Here is an 18,400-nt window from a genome sequence, read left to right as displayed (position 1 = left end):
AGCCGTCGAAGCGCATGCGACGAAGTCGCGAGTCTCGACGGCTCGGACGCGAGACACCAGGGGGCCGCGAACCCGCCGCGCCGAAGGCGCGGCAAATCAAACAGAGCCGCGGGCAAACGCCAGGGTTTCGCCCTGGACGCCGTGCAGCCAGAGTGCGTTGCACGCCGTCGCGATATCGGTGAGGCCCTCTTCGATGGTGGCGAAGACATTGCCGGGCACCCAGCCCAGATCGCCATTGATAAGTAAGTTGTTGCGGCCGTAGAACAAAGCGAGGTCGGTAGCGCCCTGCTCATGGTGCGCCGCCGTACCGGGCTCGTAGCCGTAGGCCGGATTGCCGATCTCCCATGCTTCGAAATCGAACAGGCACACATCACCCGGAATCGGGGTGACCGTCGGGTTCTCCCGATGTGGTGCCGCGGCGATCCGGGGCAGCAGCGTATAGACCTCGTTGCGGGCGTACTTGGCGTGGAATGCGTCGCCTTCCTGGGGCAGCGCATCCCACACCGCCGAGCAGGTCTGGGGTGCTTCGGCGTCGAGCAGTCGGGCTCGGCAGGTCACGCCCGCCTTGGTCAGTGTGATCGAGATATAGCGGGCCATGGGTTCTGCCTCCTGGTCACGCGGGGAGTTCGGCGAGCACGGTCGACCAGATCGCGAGTGCGTCGTCGATCTGGGTTTCGGTCACGATCAGCGGCGGGATCATCCGCACCACATTCATATACGCACCGCAGGTGAGCAGCAGCAGCCCCTTCTCGACCGCGAGCCGCTGCGCCGCGGCGGCCGTCGCCGTGTCGGGTTCGCCTGTGGCGGTGGTGAATTCGGTGCCGCAGAGCAATCCGAGTCCGCGCACATCGCCGATCGCCTTGGTGGCGCCCTCGCGCAGTCCGGTCAGCAGTTGCGCTCCGCGCGCGGCGGCGTTGTCCACCAACCCTTCCGATTGGATCACCTCGAGTGTGGCGACCGCCGCCGCGCACGCCACCGCATTGCCGCCGTAGGTGCCGCCCTGCGAGCCCGGCCAAGCCTTGGCCATCAGCTCGCGCGCAGCCGCGATTCCGGACAGCGGGAACCCACTGGCCAGGCCCTTCGCGATGGTGATGACATCGGGTCGGACGTCGAAGTGCTGATGTCCGAAAAACTTTCCGGTCCGGCCGAAGCCGGTCTGGATCTCGTCGAAGATGAGCAGAATGCCGTGCCGGTCCGCGCGTTCGCGCAGCCCGCGGAAGAACGTGGCATTGCCGGGGATGTAGCCGCCCTCGCCGAGCATCGGCTCGACCACGAATGCGGCGGTCTCGGCGGGGGAGGTGACGGTGGCGAACAGGTAATCGAGTTCGCGCAGCGCGAAGGCGGTGGCCTCGGCTTCGGTCCAGCCGTAGCGGAAGGCGGTGGGGAACGGCGCCACGTGCACACCGGACATCAGCGGGCTGAACCCGGCGGAGAAGCGGGTGCCCGAGGTCGTCATGGTCGCGGCCGCGACGGTGCGACCGTGGAAACCGCCTTGGAAGACAACGATATTCGGCCGTCCGGTGGCCTGGCGGGCCAGGCGCAGCGCGGCCTCGACCGCCTCGCTGCCGGAGTTGGCGAAGAACAGTGTGTCCAGACCTTCGGGCAGCACGGTGCCGAGTCGCTCGATGAGTTCGAGCAGCGGCCGGTGCATGACGGTGGTGTATTGGCCGTGGATCAGGCTGGCGACTTGTGCTTGGGCCGCGGCGACGACGTGCGGGTGGCAGTGGCCGGTGCTGGTGACGCCGATGCCCGCGGTGAAGTCGAGATAGCGGCGGCCGTCGGTGCCGTAGAGGTAGCAGCCCGATCCGTGGTCGACGGTGACCGGGGTGGCTTGTTTGAGAACGGGGGATAGCTCGGTCATGATCCGCCTCCCGGGCGCGTATCCGGTGGTTGTCTATTGTCGGATTGTTGACAATATGCATAACATGGGCACGGGGTTCGCAGCAATGGCCGAAGGCCGCGTCGGGAATGAAAAGGAGCCCACATGCTCACCGAAACCGCCCTGACCGCAGCCGAACGCGCCGCGATCGACACGGTTGCGACCGGACTGTTCATCGACGGCGGATGGCGCGCGACAGCCGCGACGTTTCAAGTCACCGATCCAGCGACCGGCCAGTTGCTGTGCGAGGTGGCCGATGCCGATTCGACCGACGGGCTGGACGCCCTTGCCGCGGCCGACCGGGCACAGGCGCAGTGGGCGCGAACGACGCCGAGACAGCGCAGTGACATCCTCATGGAAGCGCACCGGGCGCTGCTCGCCGATACCGAACGACTCGCGCTGATCATGACATTGGAAATGGGAAAGCCGCTGGCCGAGGCGTGCGGTGAAATCGCTTATGCGGCAGAGTTTTTTCGATGGTTCGCCGAAGAGGCTGTTCGGCTGGATGGCGGGTATATGCCGGCGCCGGCGGGTGGTTCGCGCTTCCTGGTGACCAGACAGCCGGTCGGTCCCAGCCTGCTCGTCACGCCATGGAACTTCCCGATGGCCATGGGGACCCGCAAGATTGGTCCGGCACTGGCCGCGGGATGCACCTGCATCGTGAAGCCCGCTGAGCAGACACCGCTTTCGATGCTGGCGCTGGCCGACATTCTGGATCGGGTCGGTGTTCCGGCGGGTGTCGTCAATGTGATCACCACATCCGATCCGGGGGCAGTGATGACGCCGATGATTCTGGATAACCGTTCACGCAAGCTGTCGTTCACCGGTTCGACCGCCGTCGGGAAGCTACTGCTCGAGCAGTGCGCGCGGACCGTGATGCGCACCTCGATGGAGCTCGGTGGCAATGCGCCGTTCATCGTATTCGACGACGCGGATCTCGATGAGGCCGTCGAGGGTGCGCTCGCGGCGAAGATGCGCAATATCGGGCAGGCGTGTACTGCCGCGAACCGAATCTTCGTGCAGCGCAGCATTGTTGACGAATTCGCGAATCGACTCGCGGACCGGCTGGCGGCGCTGCCGATGGGGCGCGGGACCGAGCCGGGAGTCGTAGTCGGTCCGCTGATCGACGCCGATGCGGTGGCTAAGGTGACCAGTCTGGTTGCCGATGCGGTCGGCCGCGGGGCCACCGTGCGCACCGGTGGCGCGGCACTGGAGGGGCTCGGAAACTTCTATTCCGCAACGGTATTGACCGATGTGCCCGATGACGCCGAGATGTGCCACACCGAAATCTTCGGACCGGTCGCGGCGATCGCGGCCTTCGATACCGAAGCCGAGGTCGTGGCGCGCGCGAATAACACGCCTTACGGATTGGTGGGCTATGTATTCACCGAAAATCTGCGGCGTGGACTGCGGGTGTGCGAGGCGCTGGAAACCGGCATGGTCGGTCTGAATCAGGGGGTAGTCTCCAATCCCGCCGCACCGTTCGGCGGCGTGAAAGAATCCGGGCTCGGCCGTGAGGGCGGACTCACCGGCATAGATGAATTCCTGGAGACCAAATACATCGGAGTGCGAATATGAGTACAGCATCGCGAAGCGATTCCATGTGGGGTGGCGCTCGGGCGACGGGTGGGCCCAACTATCGGATCGCTACCATTCCTGGTGACGGCATCGGGGTCGATGTCACCGCCGAGGCCGTTGCGGTACTCGATGCGGTGCTGCCCGGCATCGAATGGACCGAATTCGACTGGTCCTGTGAGAATTACCTGCGCACCGGAGCGATGATGCCCCCCGACGCATCTGGTCAGCTGGCCGGATTCGACGCGATCTTGCTCGGTGCGGTCGGCTTTCCCGGTGTGCCCGATCATATTTCGCTGTGGGGTTTGCTGATTCCGCTGCGTCGGGCCTTCGGTCAGTACGTGAATCTGCGCCCGGTCCGGCTGCTGCCCGGCACCGAATCGGCCTTGCGCGACCGCACCGCCGAAGACCTGGACATCCTGATCGTGCGGGAGAATTCCGAGGGCGAATACTCCGCGATCGGTGGCATGCACCATCCCGGCCGCACCGACGAATTCGTCCGGCAGGAATCGATCTTCACCCGGGTCGGCTGCGAACGGATCATCCGCTACGCCTTCGAACGTGCCCTCGAACGCGACGGCCGACTGTGCTCGGCGACCAAATCGAACGGGCTGCTGCACTCGATGCCGTACTGGGACAGCATCTTCGAGCGCGTTGCCGCGGAATATCCGCAGGTGCAGACGCGGCAGCTACATGTCGACGCGCTGGCCGCCGAAATCGTGCTGCATCCGGATCGGCTCGATGTGATCGTCGCATCGAATCTGTTCGGCGACATTCTGTCCGACCTCGCCGCCGCGGTAACCGGTGGACTCGGCCTGGCCCCATCAGGCAATATCAATCCCGAGCGCACGGCCCCGTCGATGTTCGAGGCGGTACACGGTAGTGCGCCCGATATCGCCGGAAAGGGCATTGCGAATCCGGTCGCGCAGATTCTCGCTGGAGCAATGCTGTTGGAGCACTTGGGCGAACGTGCCGCCGCCGCGGCGGTCGATCGCGCCGTCTGTGATGTCCTGCGCGAAGGTCGAATTCGCACACCTGATCTCGGTGGCACCGCGACGACCGGTGAGCTCGGCAGCGCCATTGCAAGCCGTGCGGCCGAATTGGTCGAGACCGGTTCGATATTCGCGCAACCATAGATCCGCATCGTCATGTGATCGCAAAGAATTCGGCAGGACGATCGCAAAGTTCCTCCGCAATCATGAGGCGACTCGCGTGTCTGCGGAAGGACGGGGTCATGAAGTTCGAATTCGGAGGTGCGCGCAAGCGATTGCGTCGCGCCATGGCCGCCACGATTGCCGCGGCCAGCCTCGTGGTGGTAGCGGGCTGTGGATTGGGCGGCGACGATGCCGCGGCGGTGACCTACGAGGATGCGAAATCCTCGGGCAAGATCAAGGTCGGTTTCGCCAATGAAGCGCCGTGGGCATTCCTCGGTGCGGACGGCCAGCTGACCGGATATGCGCCGACCGTCGCACGCGCGGTATTGAAACGCCTCGGCATCAATGAAGTCGAAGGCGTGGTCACCGATTTCGACGGACTGATCGACGGCGTCCGGGCCAAGAACTACGCATTCGTCGCGGCGGGGATGTTCATCAATCCGAAGCGATGTGAGAGCTCCGCATTCGCCACTCCCGACTACCAAGTCGGTTCGTCATTCCTTGTGCCGGAAGGTAACCCGCGCAATATCAACCGCTTCGAGGACATCACCCGGGAGAACGTCCGGATCGCCACCCTGGGTGGTGCGGTCGAGAACGGCTACGCGCAGTCCTCGGGTGTGCCATCCCAACTCGTCGAGCCGATGGCCAAACAGGACGACATCCTGCGTGCGGTGCGCAACAAGGACGTCTACGGCGCGGCAATGCTCGATGTGACCGCCGCATGGCTGGTGAAGAATAATCCGGATGCCAAATTGGCGGTCGGCCCGTCCTTCCGCTTCGGCAATAAGCCCGACGTCGGCACCTTCAACTTCCGCATCGGCGACGACAAGTTCCGCGAGGACTTCAACCGCGAGCTGCGCGCACTGCACGAAAGCGGTGAATGGTTGAAGCTGGTGGAGCCGTTCGGCCTGACCAAGGCGAACGAGGCGGATCCGGCGGCCACGGCCGAGCAGTACTGCACGGCTTGACCTCGTGTCGTCGCATTTCTCGACCTACCTCGAGCGAGTACTCCAGGGTCTTCCCTTCACGCTGTGGGCGGCAGTCGGCGGCATCGCGCTGACCGTTGTGCTGTCCTTTGCCGCCGGGATCGCCATGCTTTCGCCGTATCTGCCGGTGCGGTTGGTCACCCGCATCTATGTGGAGGGATTCCGGGGCAGCTCGGAGGTGGTGCAGCTGTTCTTCTTCGCGGTGGCGATACCGATCTTCTTCGGCGTATCGCTGGGTGCGACGGCGAAGGGGCTGCTGGTCATCGGCATCATCGTGCTCGGTCTCAACCACGGTGCCTACGGTGCCGAAATCGTCCGTGGTGCGATCGGATCGGTGCCGCAGTCGCAGGTCGAGGCCGCGATCGCATTGAATCTTTCACCGGCGCAACGCATGTGGCGGGTGGTCCTGCCGCAGGCGGTAGTGGAAATGCTGCCGTCGTTCAACAATCTGTTCATCCAACTCGTGAAAGCCACCGCGCTGCTGAGCTTTATCGCGGTGCCGGAGGTCTTCAAGAAGGCCGATGAATTGCGTGCGGTGCCGGCATTCTCTCGCGAACTCGGTCTCATCTACGGGATCCAGCTGGTCGTGTACCTGCTCATCGCGGTGGTGGTCACGGTGATCATGCGGGTGCTGGAGCTGTTGGCGGCTCGGCGGGTCGGGCGGCGACCGAAGCGATCGAGTATTCGACTCTCGGCACATGTGGGGGTCTGATGGAGAAATGGCGGTGGGACCGCTTCTTCGATGCCTTTCCGTTCATTTGGGACGGGCTGCTCGTCACGATCCAGTTCACCCTGCTGGGATCCGTGGTCGCCTATGTACTCGGTCTGATCTTCGCGGTGCTCCGACGGCTGCGGATTCCGGTGGTCGATCAACTGCTCTGGGCATTCATCGAATTCATCCGCAGTACACCGCTTCTGGTGCAGATTTTCTTCCTCTACTGGGTGCTGCGCCCGGATCTGCTCGGTGGGTTTTCCATCGACACCCAACGTCTGATCGTCGGTGTGACCGCACTCGGTGTGCACTATGCCTGCTACACCTCGGAGGTGTTCCGCGCGGGCATCGACGCGGTGCCCGCCGCGCAATGGGAGGCGGCCACGGCGTTGAATCTGCCGCGCACGCGCACCTGGGTCGATGTGATTCTGCCGCAGGCGGTGCCGCGGGTGCTGCCCGCGCTGGGCAATTACACGATCGCCATGTTCAAAGAGGTGCCGCTGTTGTCCTCGATCGTCATTCTCGACATGGTCTATCAAGTCAAAACCGAATACGCGGCCGATACCGGTGGCGCGGGCCCCGAGGCCTGGTTCGCGGCCGGTCTGACCTTCCTCGCGCTGAGCTATCCGTGCTCGATCCTGGTACGAAAGTTGGAACGACGTGTCTGAACCGATGATCCGGTTCACCGGTGTGGAAAAGCGCTACGGCGCGACAGTGTGTCTGGACGAACTCGATTTCGCCATTGCGCCAGGCGAATTCGTCACCTTGATCGGGCCGTCCGGTTCCGGTAAGACCACCATTCTGCGGCTGCTCATGGGACTGGAACGGATAGACGCGGGCACTATAGAGGTCGGCGCGGAGTTGTTCAGCCATCAGCGGCGCGGCGACAAACTGGTGCCCGCCGGTCCGGCGCACCTGCGCCGGATGCGGCGCAAGATCGGTATGGTCTTCCAGCAGTTCAATCTGTTCCCGAATATGACCGTACTGCGCAACGTCACCGAAGGCCCGATCCGTGGTCTCGGCCAGTCCAAGGACGCCGCCGAGGAGCGGGCGCGAAAGCTGCTCGAACTGGTCGGGCTCACCGACAAAATCGACGCCCGTCCCGCGCACCTGTCCGGCGGCCAGCAGCAGCGTGTCGCCATTGCCAGGGCGCTGGCCATGGAGCCGGAAGTGCTGCTGCTCGACGAGGTGACCTCGGCGCTCGACCCGGAGCTGGTGACCGGAGTACTGCATCTGCTGGCCGATATCGCGGCCGATACCGAGATCACGTTCCTTTGCGTGACCCACGAAATGCAGTTCGCCCGAAAGGTTTCCGATCGGGTAATGATGTTCGACGCCGGACGGGTGCTCGAGGACGGTGATCCGGAACAGATCTTCACCGACCCCCGGCACGATCGGACTCGTGAATTCTTACGTGCGGTCTTGGATGAAAACTGACCGCCGATCTTCCACAATCTGAAGCATGACCAAGCCGTGTCTAGTCCTGCAGTTGCGGCCGGAGCGACCCGCCGCAGATGACGAATACCGCGCCGTCCTGCGTATGGCCGACCTCGACGAGGATGACACGGTCCGGGTGCAGATGGACCAGGAATTCCCGGATATCGACCTCGACGATTACTCGGCGGTCATCGTCGGTGGCGGGCCGAGCAATGTCAGCAGTCCGGACGCGGAGAAATACGGATACCAGCGGACATTCGAACCCAAGCTGAAGAAGCTGATGACCGAGATCGTCGGCCGGGATTTCCCGTATCTGGGCGCCTGCTACGGATTGGGCATCCTCGCGGACGTACTCGGTGGCGAGGTGAGCGTTCAGCAATACGGTGAACCGGTCGGCGCACAGACCATCGATCTGACCGAGCCCGGCCGCGCGGATCCGCTGCTAGTGGGTATTCCGCGAACATTCCGAGCGTTCGTCGGCCATAAGGAAGCCTGTCAGGAGGTGCCGCCCGGTGCGGTGCTGCTGGCCGGATCGGCCGATTGCCCGGTGCAGATGATTCGTGTCGGTGAGCACGTGTACGCGACCCAATTCCATCCCGAATTGGACAGCGATGGACTGGCGTTGCGCATCGAGGTTTACCGGCACGCGGGCTATTTCGAACCGGATCAGGCCGAGGATCTGATCGAGCTCGGTCATCGGGAATCGATCACGGTGCCCAGCGTGATTCTGAGCCGATTCATCGCGCGGTACTGCCGCGGGTAGGGCCCGATTACCGATCGGAGTCGAGGCGATGGCGATTTCGGTATTCGGTCTGCGAGCTGTTACGCAGCCCCCAGCTGGGGGATTCGTGGCGTACGTCGGTGATTACCGGCCAGGCTCCGGTTGTCGTCGCCGATGGTTCGCGGGGTTCGCGCCGGACGGACAGCGCTTCGCGGGTGCTGCGTTCGTCGATCTCGGCGAGTCCGACGACCACCATCAGCATCATGATGACCATCGTGACGGTCACGATCAGCGGTGTCACCAGTTGGAGCGGATCGATGCCGCCGCCGACCTGGTGGTCGGAATGGCTGGCGTGCATCGAGGTCATTCCGACGTAGTGCATTCCGCACACCGCGACACCCATGATCAGCGCTGCGCCTATGGTGGCGAACAGACCGCGGACATGCAGCATGAACCACAATGCGGCGGTGGCCGCGACCACCGCGATCACGACCGACACCGCTACCGTTTTGCGGTCGTATTCGACGTGGGCGGTGGTTTTCATCGCGTACATGCCCAGGTAATGCATGGCGGCCACGCCGATACCCGTGACCGCGCCGCCGATCGGCAGTGCCACGAGTTCGTTTCGACCGTGTACCACGATCGATAGCCCGACCCAGACGACCAAGATCGCGATGACCGCGCTGAGCAGTGTCATCGGGACGTCGTAGCGAATGGTGGCGCCGTGGATGGAGAACCCGAGCATGGCGGTGAAATGCATGACCCAAATGCCCGCGCCCCCGAGCGAGACGGCGGCGGTGGCGAGCCATCCAGCCGGCCAATCGGAGGACCGAGCGTGTACCACACAACGGAGGGCGAGCGCGGAGCCGATAAAGGACACGAGGTAGGCCATGACCGGGGTCAACCAGCCATGGCTGAAATGATCGAGTTCTAGCATGCGTACACCCCGGTCACCAGTCGTGCCGTTGCGGCTTGCTGGTCAGCAGGGGCGACCCGCTAACGGTCGGCGGCGGCCAGCTGCCTGTCGAGCGCAGTGACAGTAAACCAATGAACATCGGGCGGAACCTCACGATCTGCGGAAATTTACACTGGCATTTCCGCCAGCCGCTGACAATAGCCAGGTCGGGCGCTCATGGCCAGCTCCGGTCCCAGATTCACAGCTAACGGATAGTTTCCGACGGAGCAATCGGCCAGCGTTCAGTTCGGGGAGCCGGGCGCGCCCGTCAGACTGCCGCGCCGCGCGCGGTGGCAGCCTCGTGGGCGCTTCACACGGTCGAATCGACGTGTAGGAGCTCTGGTGCACCTCACCCGGGGTGAGCGCGTCGGGCGGCGCGAGCTGCTGCACCGCCGGGGCGCTGTCGAGCAAAACCGGCTGCACCGGCTCGCTTGTCAGGCGCAGCCGGGCCGCGATCTCATGCGCGACGAACCAACCGAGCCGGGCTACGGATTGCCGAGTTCCCGTAGCGCCTGTTCGGATGCCGAACCCGGCTCGGCGGCGAACAGATCGAGGCCACAGCACGACGGAGCGTCGGGCAGTGCGATGAGTTCGCCGTGCAGGGTCAGCTCGCCCACGACCGGGTGGTGCAACGCGTACGTCCGGTTGCGTACCTGCGCGACCGGGTGCTCGGCGCACATCCGTGCGAAGTCCGGGCTCAGCTCTTGCATGTTCTCGATGTGCGCCGTGAGTTCGGTGTGTCCGCGATAGCGTCCGAGCAGAACACGCAGATGCGCCACATGCGCGAGTGCCGCCTGATCCCAACCGGTTCCGAGCAATTCACGCAGGTGGGGTTCGGTGAACAACAGGTGTGAGAGGGTGCGCCGCTCGTGGGGGAGTGCGGCGAAGTCGCCGAACACCGCGACTGCGAGTCGGTTCCACCCGATGATCTGGGTGTGACGACCGACCATCAACGCCGGTGTCATCACGAACGAATCCAGCAGATAACGCAGGCCCACCGGCATATCCGTCGATGAGGTTTCCTGCGCGCACGGTCGCGGACGTCGTGCGATCCGGTGCAGGTATGCCGATTCGTCCACGTCCAGGCGCAGCGCCGCGCTGATTGCTTGTAGGACCTCGTCCGACACGCTCTCACTCTTGCCCTGCTCCAGGCGCGTGTAGTGGGCGATACTCACTCCAGCGAGCTGTTCGCTATACATTCCTTCCGTAGCTTCGTGGCATGACTAGGACCACGTATACGGAACCGGCGTGGCTTGTGGAGGTCAATGCTGGGTTGGCGGCGGGGGTTGATCCTGCGGAGTGGGTGTACGGCTATGTCCGTATCTCCCGTGATGAGAAGGACCGTGCGGAGGGGGTGCAGTTGCAGGCCAAGAACGAGGTCGCCTACGCGGCCCGGAAGGGTCTGCGGTTGGCGCGGATTTTCTGTGACAACGATCTGTCCGGCGATGGCGCGGATCGTCCGGCGTTGCGGGCGGTGTTGACGTTAGTCGAACGCGGTCCGGCGAAGGTCGTGCTGGCGCGTGATGTGGCGCGGTTGACTCGTGATTACGACCTGGGCAACGAGTTGATGAAGCTGGGGCGTGATGAGGGGGTGCGGTATGCGTTCGTGAAGGACACCGGCTACGACCTGACCACGGGCACGGGCACGGGCCGGAAGAATTTCATGGTGAAGTTCGCCGAAGCGGCCGAGTATCGGGAAACCAACACCGAGAACCTTCTGGATCGGATGGGTGAGGAGGCCGCGAAGGGGGTGATGCAGGGCGGTTCGCGCCGGTTCGGGTATGGCAAAGTTGTTGGCACACACCCGATTACCGGTGCCAACATTTTGGATCGGTGTGCGTTACGGGCCGAAGAGGTCGCGGTGTTGGAGGAGGGCCGGGACCGGGTGATCAACGGCGAATCTCAGACTGCGATCGTCACCGATTGGAAGGCGCGGGGGATCACCACGTCCGGGGGTCGGCTGTGGCGGGTGGGCAAGCTGTCTCACCTGCTGTTGTTGGAAGGCGTATGTGGTCTACGACCTGGGCGAGCACAGGGATGCGACCGGTGCCCGGTGTGAGTGCTTGAACAACCCGGAAGGTAACGGGATTCGCGTGCACGCACGGACCGGTACCCGTCATCGTGCGCAGTGGCCGGGGATTTTCACCCGCACCGAGCACGACGCGATGCGGGCGGCGTTGACCGCGCATCGCCGGTTGAAGGCCCCGGATCGTCCCCGGCAGCGTAACGGCGAGTATTGGCTGACCGGGGCTGGCCGAGTGCGGCGGGAAATGGCCCGAAACCAGCGCGCGGGCGGGGCAGTATTGCGGCGCGTGGTGGGTTCACTGTTGGAGCGTGAACGCAAGAACGGCAACACCGTTGTGCAGCGCCGGTATGGGTGCCGGGCGAAGGATTCCGCTCGGGTGGCGTGTGGGTGCGGGCGGGTGTTCCGGGACGCGGGCGCGTTGGAGATGTACGTTGCACAGCAGGTGATCGCCGAGTACGAGAACCCGATCGATCGCGACGGAGCTTGTCGATGTTCGGAGTCGTCTGCACTGATGTTCGAAGTGCTCCGCACTGCGATGGTTCTGCGGCGAGTCCGTGCTGATGTCGCGCCGTTGCGAACGCCCTGCTCGGCTGCTGTTCCCGCACTGGTCCGGTGTCTGTGTCGTGTCGACGCACCGATGCTCGATCGCTGCGGGGTTCCGGCACCCAATCGGCTGCTGATGGCTTAACTTCACCACTCTAAACAGGCATTCGACATGACCAACCGACCCAATTCCCGGCTAGCCACCGAAGGCCAATCAGGTGGCGCGCGAAGTCACTTTGTGGCTCAGGCCAGCTTCAGGGCTCCGGGGCTGACAGCTTGGGGGTGGGGCAATCACCCCACTGGTTATTGACGCGCAGTATGTATTCCGAGGTAGTTGACGATGCTCGGTGCAGGATCGGCCAGATCGTCCACCCGCAGATACCGCAATGCTGCCGCTTCGCGGATATGCTTTGTGGCGTCTGTCAGCGGAGGGTTGGGCTGTCCGTCGACGACGCGTATCCCGGTACCGGGTACGTGTTCGATGTTGAACACATGGGAATCGCCAAGGTCGACGCGCCGCCCCGGAGGCCAGTCCACAATGACGATCCCGCGTGAACCGGGTTGCTGGAATGCCTCGTGCAGATGGCTCCGTTGGAGCACCGCAGTGAACCGTCGCGCCCAGGCAATCTCGGTAATACTGTGCGGGAACCCAGCCTCGAACGGGAATGGCACCTGCCCTGCCTCCACGTCGTATCCTCGCCGACGCAACTCGTACGCGGTCGACACGGCCACACAGTTGTTACTTCGTCGCGGATCGGCCGAGTCGAAATGGGGATTCACCCTGGTCAGGCAGTCGTCGATCTCTCGGTTGATCCGCTCGGACCGCGCCAGCCTCGGTGGGAACCATGCGAAGCCGTCTCCCTCTCGCCGGGACGAGTTGCCAGTCGATCCCCTGGGTTCTGCGTATGCAGCCAACTGCGTTCCCAGAGCGTGGTCCATGTCACCAAGCTCGCCCATCGTCCTCTGCAGCCGTCCACCCGTCTGCCGCATCACTCCCGCGAGGGCCGTCGCCCCATGGTCGACGAGTGCACGAGTGACGTCGTCGGCAGCGCGCCGAATAGCCACGATCAGCTCGTTGTTCACCTGCATAGCTGCCAGACCGTCCATAGAGAAAAACCAATCGGTCTTTTTTTCGAAGAAGACGTTCCGAGCGTTACAGCCGTTACGGGGTGCCGGTAAGGATCGTGTCACCAGCCGCAAACGGGATCAGAGCGGGATGTACTCGCGGAGTTTGCCTTTGACGTGGGGGCGCGGGTCGCCGAGTTGGGTAGACCTCAACGCCACAGCGGTGATCTGAGTTTCTCGCCGCCGAGCTACCGGCGCGAGCGGGTGTCGCGGCGGCGCCGCGCGGCGCGGATCTCGTCGTCGGCGATCTTGTCGGCGAGCAGGGTGTAGATCTGCGTGGTCTCGGTGGAGGCGTGACCGAGGCGTTTGCGCACCACCTCGATGGAGACCCCGGAATTGATCAGCTCCGTGGCGTGACTGTGACGCAGTTGATGGATTTCTATCGCCACACCTGTTGCAGTGCAGTACGACTGCCAGCGGTTGTGGGCCGCCGAGTAGGACAGCGGGCCGCCTTTGCCGTTGATGCTGGCACGGACCATCGGCCCGGACGTGTAGCCCGCCCGCGCCAGATACAGCTTCACCAGGGCGACGTAGCCGCGGTCGTCCAGCAGCACGGTGCGTACCGTGCCGCCTTTGCCATGCACGCGTACGTGCTCGTCGTCGTGGTCCAGGTGGTAGTCGGGAGATCCTCGTCTTTCGAATCGCTTCTTCTTTTACGGCTGGACGCTTCGTGCACCCCCGGGGCCGTCGGCAGGTCTTCGTGTCAGTTGCCGAGTGCGTGGGCGATGGTGGGCCAGGACCGGACCAGTTCGTCGGCCCAGTAGGGCCAGGAGTGGGTGCCGGTGGGCCGCAGGTTCACCGTCGCCGGGATCTCGAGTCGAGTGAGCCGGTCGGCGAGGGCCACAGCGCAGGCGAAGGCCCCAGCCTCGAGGGGGCCGCCGACAGTGATGGCTTCGGGCAAGTCGACTTGCCCGGGTGTGTCGTGCTCGCCGGGGACGCCGCTGCCGCTGGACAGGTAGATCGCGGTGCCGCGCAATGCTGCCGCGTGGGTCATGACGTCGTGGGCGAGCCAATCGGGATCATTCGGTGGGCCGAACATGTTGTCCGGGTCGCCGCCGTAGGTTTCTACGATCGCGCGAGCCTGGGCTTGGCCGGGCCCGGAGGCGAGGGTGTAGCAGCCGCTGTGCGCGGCCACCGCCCGGTACAGGCCCGGGTTGCGCACGGTGAGCATCATCGCGGCTTCGCCGCCCATCGACACGCCTTCGATGGCGTTGCGTCCGTTGCCCTCGAACCGAGCGTCGATCAGTGGGGGCAGTTCGCGGGTGAGGAAGGTTTCCCATTTGTTGGTGCCCAGGACGGGGTCGCGGTGTTGCCAGTCGGTGTAGAGGTTGGCCGGTCCCCCGGTGGTCAGCACGACGTTGACGTTCTTGTCGGCGAAGAAATCCACGGCATGCCCGTGCTCGGTCCAACTGCTGGCGCTCTCGGGGGCACCGCGCCCGTCGAGAAGGTATAGGGCGGGTCGGGGCCGGCTGCGGTCGACGGGTAGCAGCACCTGCACCTGCACGACCCGGTTCATCGCCGGTGACCGCACGAACACCCGCAGCCACCGGTCGGTGATCGGCTCGATCCGGTCGATGACCGGCCGGGCGGGTAGACCAGTGTTCTCAGCGGGTGCTTGGTATCCGCCCGGCGGGCCGAGTTCCGGACCAGAGGTCGGCGGCTCCGCGGCAGCCGCCCCGGTCGCCAGAATAGCCAATCCCATGACCGCGGCAGCCGCACTGGCGGCCCGCCACGCCCGCAGCCGCTGCACCACAAGACGCCGCCATGTCGGCCACCCCGCACCATTGTCGCTGTCTTCGTCCGATTTGTTCCGTTTATCCCCTGGGTTGTTGTCAACGGTCCGCTGCGCGGACTTTCCGGAATTACAAGACACTCTCCGAGTAGAAACGATGAATCACCGTTTCCTGCATATGGGAAGGAACGTGTTCCTGGCCAGCAAAGAGGGACTCACCGGCGGTTGCGCGATATGCAGCCGCTCGGCCGCCCGCCCGAAATGCAACTCCTCGGCCATGGTCACGAAGTAGCGCAATTGGCGCAGCTCAACGGCTCATCCTCGATATAGCGATCCGGTCGACTCCATAAAACCAGCCGCCGCAGCCCCTACTCACACCACCCTGTGTGGACGGCTCATCGCGCCGAACCGTCCAGCAGGTACAAGCCACGCCACTGCGGTGCGCTCATATCGGTGGCAAAGCGGAGCGATCGGCAGCGTTGTTGTGTGGCTCCGGTGCGGCCGCGGGGGTATCGGCTGGGAGCGCAGGCGCCGGGCGTGCGGTGTTGGGTGCGAACACCGTGGGATCGGTGACCGGAGTGGGCTTGGGCTTCTTCGACCACGGGGTCCTTTTCGCTGTACCGGTTGCCGGATCGGTGGCGCGCTGTTTGCCACGGTTGCTCGCAGCCGATTTCGCGGCACCCTTTGCTTGTTTGCTCGACAGCCCGGAACGCTGCCATGGCGTCGACGGCGGACTACCCTGCCGCGAACTCTGCGCGGGCGAAGCGCTGGGCTGGCTATCGGTCGTGTTCGCGAAACTCTCCTCGACGGAGCCGAGTTCAGGGGATCGAATGTATCCGGGTGTGTCGGCGCTCGACTCGGCAGGTGGATGTTCGACGAAGCGGTTGTGCTGCGCAACGTTTTCCACAGAATGTGATGGGGCTTCCGACAGCTGCTGGATTGTCTCGCGCCAATTATGTGGCGCGTCGGCCGGTGTCGGGAGGGAACGGCTATCTGCGTGTGAAGGTGCTGGTGCCGCGCGGTCGAACACGGGATCGGCCGTGTTCACGGCGCCGGTATCGGTGCGCTCCTGCGCGGTGGACACAGTTGGACCGGCCGCAGGGGCAGCCGCTGGCTTCGGTGCGATGCTGGTACTGCTGTCCTCGGATGTCGCCGCTGCCTGGGAATCGCCGCCGCCCAGAGTGGTTCGGGAATCGGCACTGCCGGCTCCGCCCGGAGTGGCTCGTGTCGGCATCGGCCCGCTGCTTTCCCGCGCCGACTCGGCGGGAGTCGTTGGCGTGGAAGCCAGTTCACGGTCGGTGTCGGGATCCGATGATCTGCTCGGCGCACTACCGATGGCGTTCGTGCCGGGGCCGAGCAGATCATTGCGCCCGTTGGATGTGCTGAAATCCAGTGCGGCAACGTTATCGGCGAAGGTCACCGCATGCCGTAGCAGGTCATCGGCGTGATCATCGAGCACCTTGGCGTAAGCCAGCACCTCATCGGGCTCTATGTGCAGCGGTAGTGTCGACGAGCCGCCGGGCGGCACATCCAGTAGCTGACTCGCGGCGTCGTAGACGACGCCGTTGATCATGCGCTCGATGGTGTGCTCGAGCGGTTCGATAGCCTTGCCGATCACCTCAGTGGCGATATAGCCGATCAGCATCTGCTCCATCGCGGTGACCAATTTGGTCGCGGCCGCCCGGATGGCGGCGGTAAGCGCGGCCGATAAACCCATGGTGGGCACGGTGGCGGCCATGAGTGCCGTGTAACTCGCCGCCAGCCCAGCCAATCCGGCGAGTACAGCGACCTTCACCGCAGTGATCACCTCCGCCGTGACGTCCAGGACCTTCGCCACCACATGGCATGCCCGGTCCAGATCCGCCATATGCGATGCGCTCATCCGCGCCCACGTCGCGACCAGTTGCTCGTAGGAGTATCCCGAATAGACCGAGCCCATATCCTGGATCGTGTCGGTGGCCGACTCGTGCGTATCGCGCACGTTCGTGGCGAAATTTCGCACCTGAGTGGCCAATTCACGCACCTGATCCTCATCGATGTCCGGATACGGGACACCCATGACATTCAGGAACAGCGCCACCTCATGCGGTAATTCAATAGACACGCCGTGATCCACTGATCAGACCGACGCCGATCACCACAGCGCGATCATCTCCCACCGCTGGTGGTGTTCGACCGACACCACTGCTCACCACGGGACCTCGCAGATGCACCCGCACATTGCCTCCTGGGGAAGCGGCCTGTTCAACGACGTCACTCCATCGCACAGCATTCTCATTCTCGGGAATATCGACAGCGGTGGGCGAAAGTAAGATCCGCCTGTTCAATCGGCGACGGGCAGGATCTATCGGATCCTTGCTCATCATGACAGTGAGATCGGATGATCAGCAGAGTCCTGATCGACGCGATGAAAACGGCGACCGGGCAGCTGAGTTCGGTGCTCAGGCTAGGCACCAAAGCGGCGGCCGACGGATCCCGAGAAATCACCGGAACCTCACGCCGGGGCCTTGACGATTTAGTAGATCGTGACGAGAAGAACGCGCTCGTCATTAGGCAGTCGAAGTCCGAAATGTCGAGGCAGCCAGCAGGCGATACCTCGGCATCGACTCCCCGCGCCAAGGGGCGCGACCTCATCGACGAGCTGGATTATCGCCAGCTGCACTCCGTACTTCGCGGCAAGACAACCGGAGATCCGATGTTGCGGGAGATCTGCCGTCGCCAGGGATTCGACGGCCCACCGACTCTGGTGGGGGTGGGCGGAATTCGCGATATCGTCCCGCCCGGGACGGAGCTGTTCCGTGGCGTGCCGATCTGGGACTATGCCGACCAATTCAAATCCGGCGAATACTTCGGATCCTCAGGGGCGAACGGCAGTGGAATCTATGCAACGACCAAGGCGGACCGGGCGAAAGGCTATGCCGACGATACCGGCGGCGAGGTGATACACATGGCGCTGCGACCCGACGCGCGAACCACGCTGTTGAATCGGCTGTTGAAGGAGCAGGACAAGGAATTGCGGCCGATTCACAAGGAGTTGACGCGCCTGAAACGAGGCGAGCAGACCGAGGCCGCGATCGTACGGAAACAAGCGTTGGAAGAGCAACGGAAGGTGCTGGCGAACCCGGGCCGATTCGCCGCCATCAAGGGTTATGACGCCTTCCGCATGGGGAAGAACGCTGATGAATGGCTGATTCTGAACCGTACGGCATTGGTGGTCGAGCGATGAGCACGGATACAGATATCGGCGGGCGCTTCCTCCGAGCGCCCGCCGATATCTGTGCCGGACTGCCAAATTACTTGGGTGCCATGAAGGCTGGTTGATCGTGGCCAAGTTCCGTGCCGCCGCACTGCATCGGCCGGAGCTGACATCGGCGCGCAACCCGCCACCTGGGCCAGCTCTTCGCGCCGCAGGCCTGCGACTCGGCGTACGCCGCCGTGGTCGCGCAGCCCGACGTCCTGCGGGCGCAGGCGAGCTCGGCGCGATTTGAGGAATCCGCTGAGCTCGGTCCGGTCGTCCACTCGATAACCCTATGCCGGTGTGCGGCGACCATCGCA

General features: G+C 64.1%; 18 protein-coding genes and 1 pseudogene. 10 read left to right on the top strand and 9 right to left on the bottom strand.

Annotation, left to right across the window (positions count from 1 at the left end; translation table 11 throughout):
* Window positions 1-96: 96 nt before the first annotated feature.
* Window positions 97-597 carry a DUF3830 family protein gene (locus ACIBJI_RS26110; RefSeq protein ID WP_364345708.1) on the bottom strand — a complete coding sequence of 167 codons (501 nt, stop codon included), beginning with the start codon at window positions 595-597 and terminating at the stop codon, window positions 97-99.
* A 16-nt stretch (window positions 598-613) separates the two neighbouring features.
* Window positions 614-1,861 carry an aminotransferase class III-fold pyridoxal phosphate-dependent enzyme gene (locus tag ACIBJI_RS26105; RefSeq protein ID WP_364345706.1) on the bottom strand — a complete coding sequence of 416 codons (1,248 nt, stop codon included), beginning with the start codon at window positions 1,859-1,861 and terminating at the stop codon, window positions 614-616.
* A gap of 123 nt (window positions 1,862-1,984) precedes the next feature.
* Between ACIBJI_RS26105 and ACIBJI_RS26100 the strand changes: the two genes are divergently transcribed.
* From ACIBJI_RS26100 to ACIBJI_RS26070, 7 genes are all read left to right on the top strand, one after another.
* On the top strand, window positions 1,985-3,457 hold the full coding sequence (locus ACIBJI_RS26100) for an NAD-dependent succinate-semialdehyde dehydrogenase (RefSeq protein WP_397086268.1): 1,473 nt from the start codon (window positions 1,985-1,987) through the stop codon (window positions 3,455-3,457).
* Between the two features lie 23 nt (window positions 3,458-3,480).
* The gene (locus tag ACIBJI_RS26095) at window positions 3,481-4,590 is read left to right on the top strand and encodes a tartrate dehydrogenase (RefSeq protein WP_364345735.1); all 1,110 of its coding nucleotides are present in this window, start codon (window positions 3,481-3,483) and stop codon (window positions 4,588-4,590) included.
* A gap of 98 nt (window positions 4,591-4,688) precedes the next feature.
* The gene (gene ehuB / locus ACIBJI_RS26090) at window positions 4,689-5,576 is read left to right on the top strand and encodes an ectoine/hydroxyectoine ABC transporter substrate-binding protein EhuB (protein ID WP_364345702.1); all 888 of its coding nucleotides are present in this window, start codon (window positions 4,689-4,691) and stop codon (window positions 5,574-5,576) included.
* Between the two features lie 4 nt (window positions 5,577-5,580).
* Window positions 5,581-6,306 (top strand): amino acid ABC transporter permease, encoded by a 726-nt coding sequence (locus ACIBJI_RS26085; protein WP_364345700.1) that lies wholly within the window; start codon window positions 5,581-5,583, stop codon window positions 6,304-6,306.
* Window positions 6,306-6,974 (top strand): ectoine/hydroxyectoine ABC transporter permease subunit EhuD, encoded by a 669-nt coding sequence (gene ehuD, locus ACIBJI_RS26080; RefSeq protein ID WP_396958541.1) that lies wholly within the window; start codon window positions 6,306-6,308, stop codon window positions 6,972-6,974. Before ACIBJI_RS26085 ends, ehuD begins: the two co-directional genes overlap by 1 nt.
* 4 nt (window positions 6,975-6,978) lie before the next feature.
* Complete coding sequence (gene ehuA, locus ACIBJI_RS26075) at window positions 6,979-7,743, top strand: ectoine/hydroxyectoine ABC transporter ATP-binding protein EhuA (protein ID WP_364345733.1); 765 nt, start codon at window positions 6,979-6,981, stop codon at window positions 7,741-7,743.
* 25 nt (window positions 7,744-7,768) lie between these two features.
* A complete protein-coding gene (locus ACIBJI_RS26070) occupies window positions 7,769-8,506 on the top strand; it encodes a glutamine amidotransferase (protein WP_364345696.1) in 738 nt (245 codons plus the stop codon).
* A gap of 7 nt (window positions 8,507-8,513) precedes the next feature.
* Here ACIBJI_RS26070 and ACIBJI_RS26065 read toward each other — a convergent pair whose 3' ends face one another.
* Window positions 8,514-9,401 carry an MHYT domain-containing protein gene (locus ACIBJI_RS26065; protein WP_364345694.1) on the bottom strand — a complete coding sequence of 296 codons (888 nt, stop codon included), beginning with the start codon at window positions 9,399-9,401 and terminating at the stop codon, window positions 8,514-8,516.
* 503 nt (window positions 9,402-9,904) lie between these two features.
* Complete coding sequence (locus ACIBJI_RS26060; RefSeq protein WP_397086265.1) at window positions 9,905-10,618, bottom strand: helix-turn-helix domain-containing protein; 714 nt, start codon at window positions 10,616-10,618, stop codon at window positions 9,905-9,907.
* A 20-nt stretch (window positions 10,619-10,638) separates the two neighbouring features.
* Here ACIBJI_RS26060 and ACIBJI_RS26055 point away from each other — a divergent pair, with 20 nt between their 5' ends.
* Together ACIBJI_RS26055 and ACIBJI_RS26050 are read left to right on the top strand one after the other, a co-directional pair.
* Window positions 10,639-11,478: a recombinase family protein gene (locus tag ACIBJI_RS26055; RefSeq protein ID WP_364345688.1), complete on the top strand. Its 840-nt coding sequence runs from the start codon at window positions 10,639-10,641 to the stop codon at window positions 11,476-11,478.
* Window positions 11,479-11,512: 34 nt separating this feature from the next.
* Complete coding sequence (locus ACIBJI_RS26050) at window positions 11,513-12,133, top strand: hypothetical protein (RefSeq protein ID WP_364345686.1); 621 nt, start codon at window positions 11,513-11,515, stop codon at window positions 12,131-12,133.
* 158 nt (window positions 12,134-12,291) lie between these two features.
* Here the strand turns inward: ACIBJI_RS26050 and ACIBJI_RS26045 are convergent, their stop codons facing one another.
* The 5 genes and pseudogenes from ACIBJI_RS26045 to ACIBJI_RS26025 all read right to left on the bottom strand — a co-directional run bounded on the left by ACIBJI_RS26045 (window position 12,292) and on the right by ACIBJI_RS26025 (window position 16,949).
* A complete protein-coding gene (locus ACIBJI_RS26045) occupies window positions 12,292-13,095 on the bottom strand; it encodes a hypothetical protein (RefSeq protein WP_364345684.1) in 804 nt (267 codons plus the stop codon).
* A 206-nt stretch (window positions 13,096-13,301) separates the two neighbouring features.
* A complete protein-coding gene (locus ACIBJI_RS26040; RefSeq protein ID WP_364345731.1) occupies window positions 13,302-13,724 on the bottom strand; it encodes a tyrosine-type recombinase/integrase in 423 nt (140 codons plus the stop codon).
* Window positions 13,725-13,816: 92 nt separating this feature from the next.
* Entirely contained in the window at window positions 13,817-14,866 is a 1,050-nt protein-coding gene (locus tag ACIBJI_RS26035; protein WP_396958543.1) for an alpha/beta hydrolase, read from the bottom strand.
* 183 nt (window positions 14,867-15,049) lie between these two features.
* Window positions 15,050-15,151 (bottom strand): annotated as a pseudogene (locus ACIBJI_RS26030) (LysR family transcriptional regulator); the annotation flags it as partial.
* Window positions 15,152-15,290: 139 nt separating this feature from the next.
* Window positions 15,291-16,949 (bottom strand): hypothetical protein, encoded by a 1,659-nt coding sequence (locus ACIBJI_RS26025; RefSeq protein ID WP_364345680.1) that lies wholly within the window; start codon window positions 16,947-16,949, stop codon window positions 15,291-15,293.
* A gap of 276 nt (window positions 16,950-17,225) precedes the next feature.
* On the opposite strand from ACIBJI_RS26025, the gene ACIBJI_RS26020 reads away from it, so the two are divergent.
* Entirely contained in the window at window positions 17,226-18,071 is an 846-nt protein-coding gene (locus ACIBJI_RS26020) for a hypothetical protein (protein ID WP_396958544.1), read from the top strand.
* Window positions 18,072-18,400: the final 329 nt, after the last annotated feature.

The sequence above is a fragment of the Nocardia sp. NPDC050408 genome (genome assembly GCF_044458905.1).
In the GTDB taxonomy this organism is placed as follows: domain Bacteria; phylum Actinomycetota; class Actinomycetes; order Mycobacteriales; family Mycobacteriaceae; genus Nocardia.
The sequence above is the reverse complement of the archived record's forward strand: the minus strand, read 5'-3'. Positions and strand labels throughout refer to the sequence as shown.

Coding starts and splice junctions, on each gene's coding strand:
- ACIBJI_RS26110 (WP_364345708.1), bottom strand. CDS start 597: ATGGCCCGCTATATCTCGATCACACTGACCAAGGCGGGCGTGACCTGC.
- ACIBJI_RS26105 (WP_364345706.1), bottom strand. CDS start 1,861: ATGACCGAGCTATCCCCCGTTCTCAAACAAGCCACCCCGGTCACCGTC.
- ACIBJI_RS26100 (WP_397086268.1), top strand. CDS start 1,985: ATGCTCACCGAAACCGCCCTGACCGCAGCCGAACGCGCCGCGATCGAC.
- ACIBJI_RS26095 (WP_364345735.1), top strand. CDS start 3,481: ATGTGGGGTGGCGCTCGGGCGACGGGTGGGCCCAACTATCGGATCGCT.
- ehuB (WP_364345702.1), top strand. CDS start 4,689: ATGAAGTTCGAATTCGGAGGTGCGCGCAAGCGATTGCGTCGCGCCATG.
- ehuD (WP_396958541.1), top strand. CDS start 6,306: ATGGAGAAATGGCGGTGGGACCGCTTCTTCGATGCCTTTCCGTTCATT.
- ehuA (WP_364345733.1), top strand. CDS start 6,979: ATGATCCGGTTCACCGGTGTGGAAAAGCGCTACGGCGCGACAGTGTGT.
- ACIBJI_RS26070 (WP_364345696.1), top strand. CDS start 7,769: ATGACCAAGCCGTGTCTAGTCCTGCAGTTGCGGCCGGAGCGACCCGCC.
- ACIBJI_RS26065 (WP_364345694.1), bottom strand. CDS start 9,401: ATGCTAGAACTCGATCATTTCAGCCATGGCTGGTTGACCCCGGTCATG.
- ACIBJI_RS26060 (WP_397086265.1), bottom strand. CDS start 10,618: ATGTATAGCGAACAGCTCGCTGGAGTGAGTATCGCCCACTACACGCGC.
- ACIBJI_RS26055 (WP_364345688.1), top strand. CDS start 10,639: ATGACTAGGACCACGTATACGGAACCGGCGTGGCTTGTGGAGGTCAAT.
- ACIBJI_RS26045 (WP_364345684.1), bottom strand. CDS start 13,095: ATGGACGGTCTGGCAGCTATGCAGGTGAACAACGAGCTGATCGTGGCT.
- ACIBJI_RS26020 (WP_396958544.1), top strand. CDS start 17,226: ATGATCAGCAGAGTCCTGATCGACGCGATGAAAACGGCGACCGGGCAG.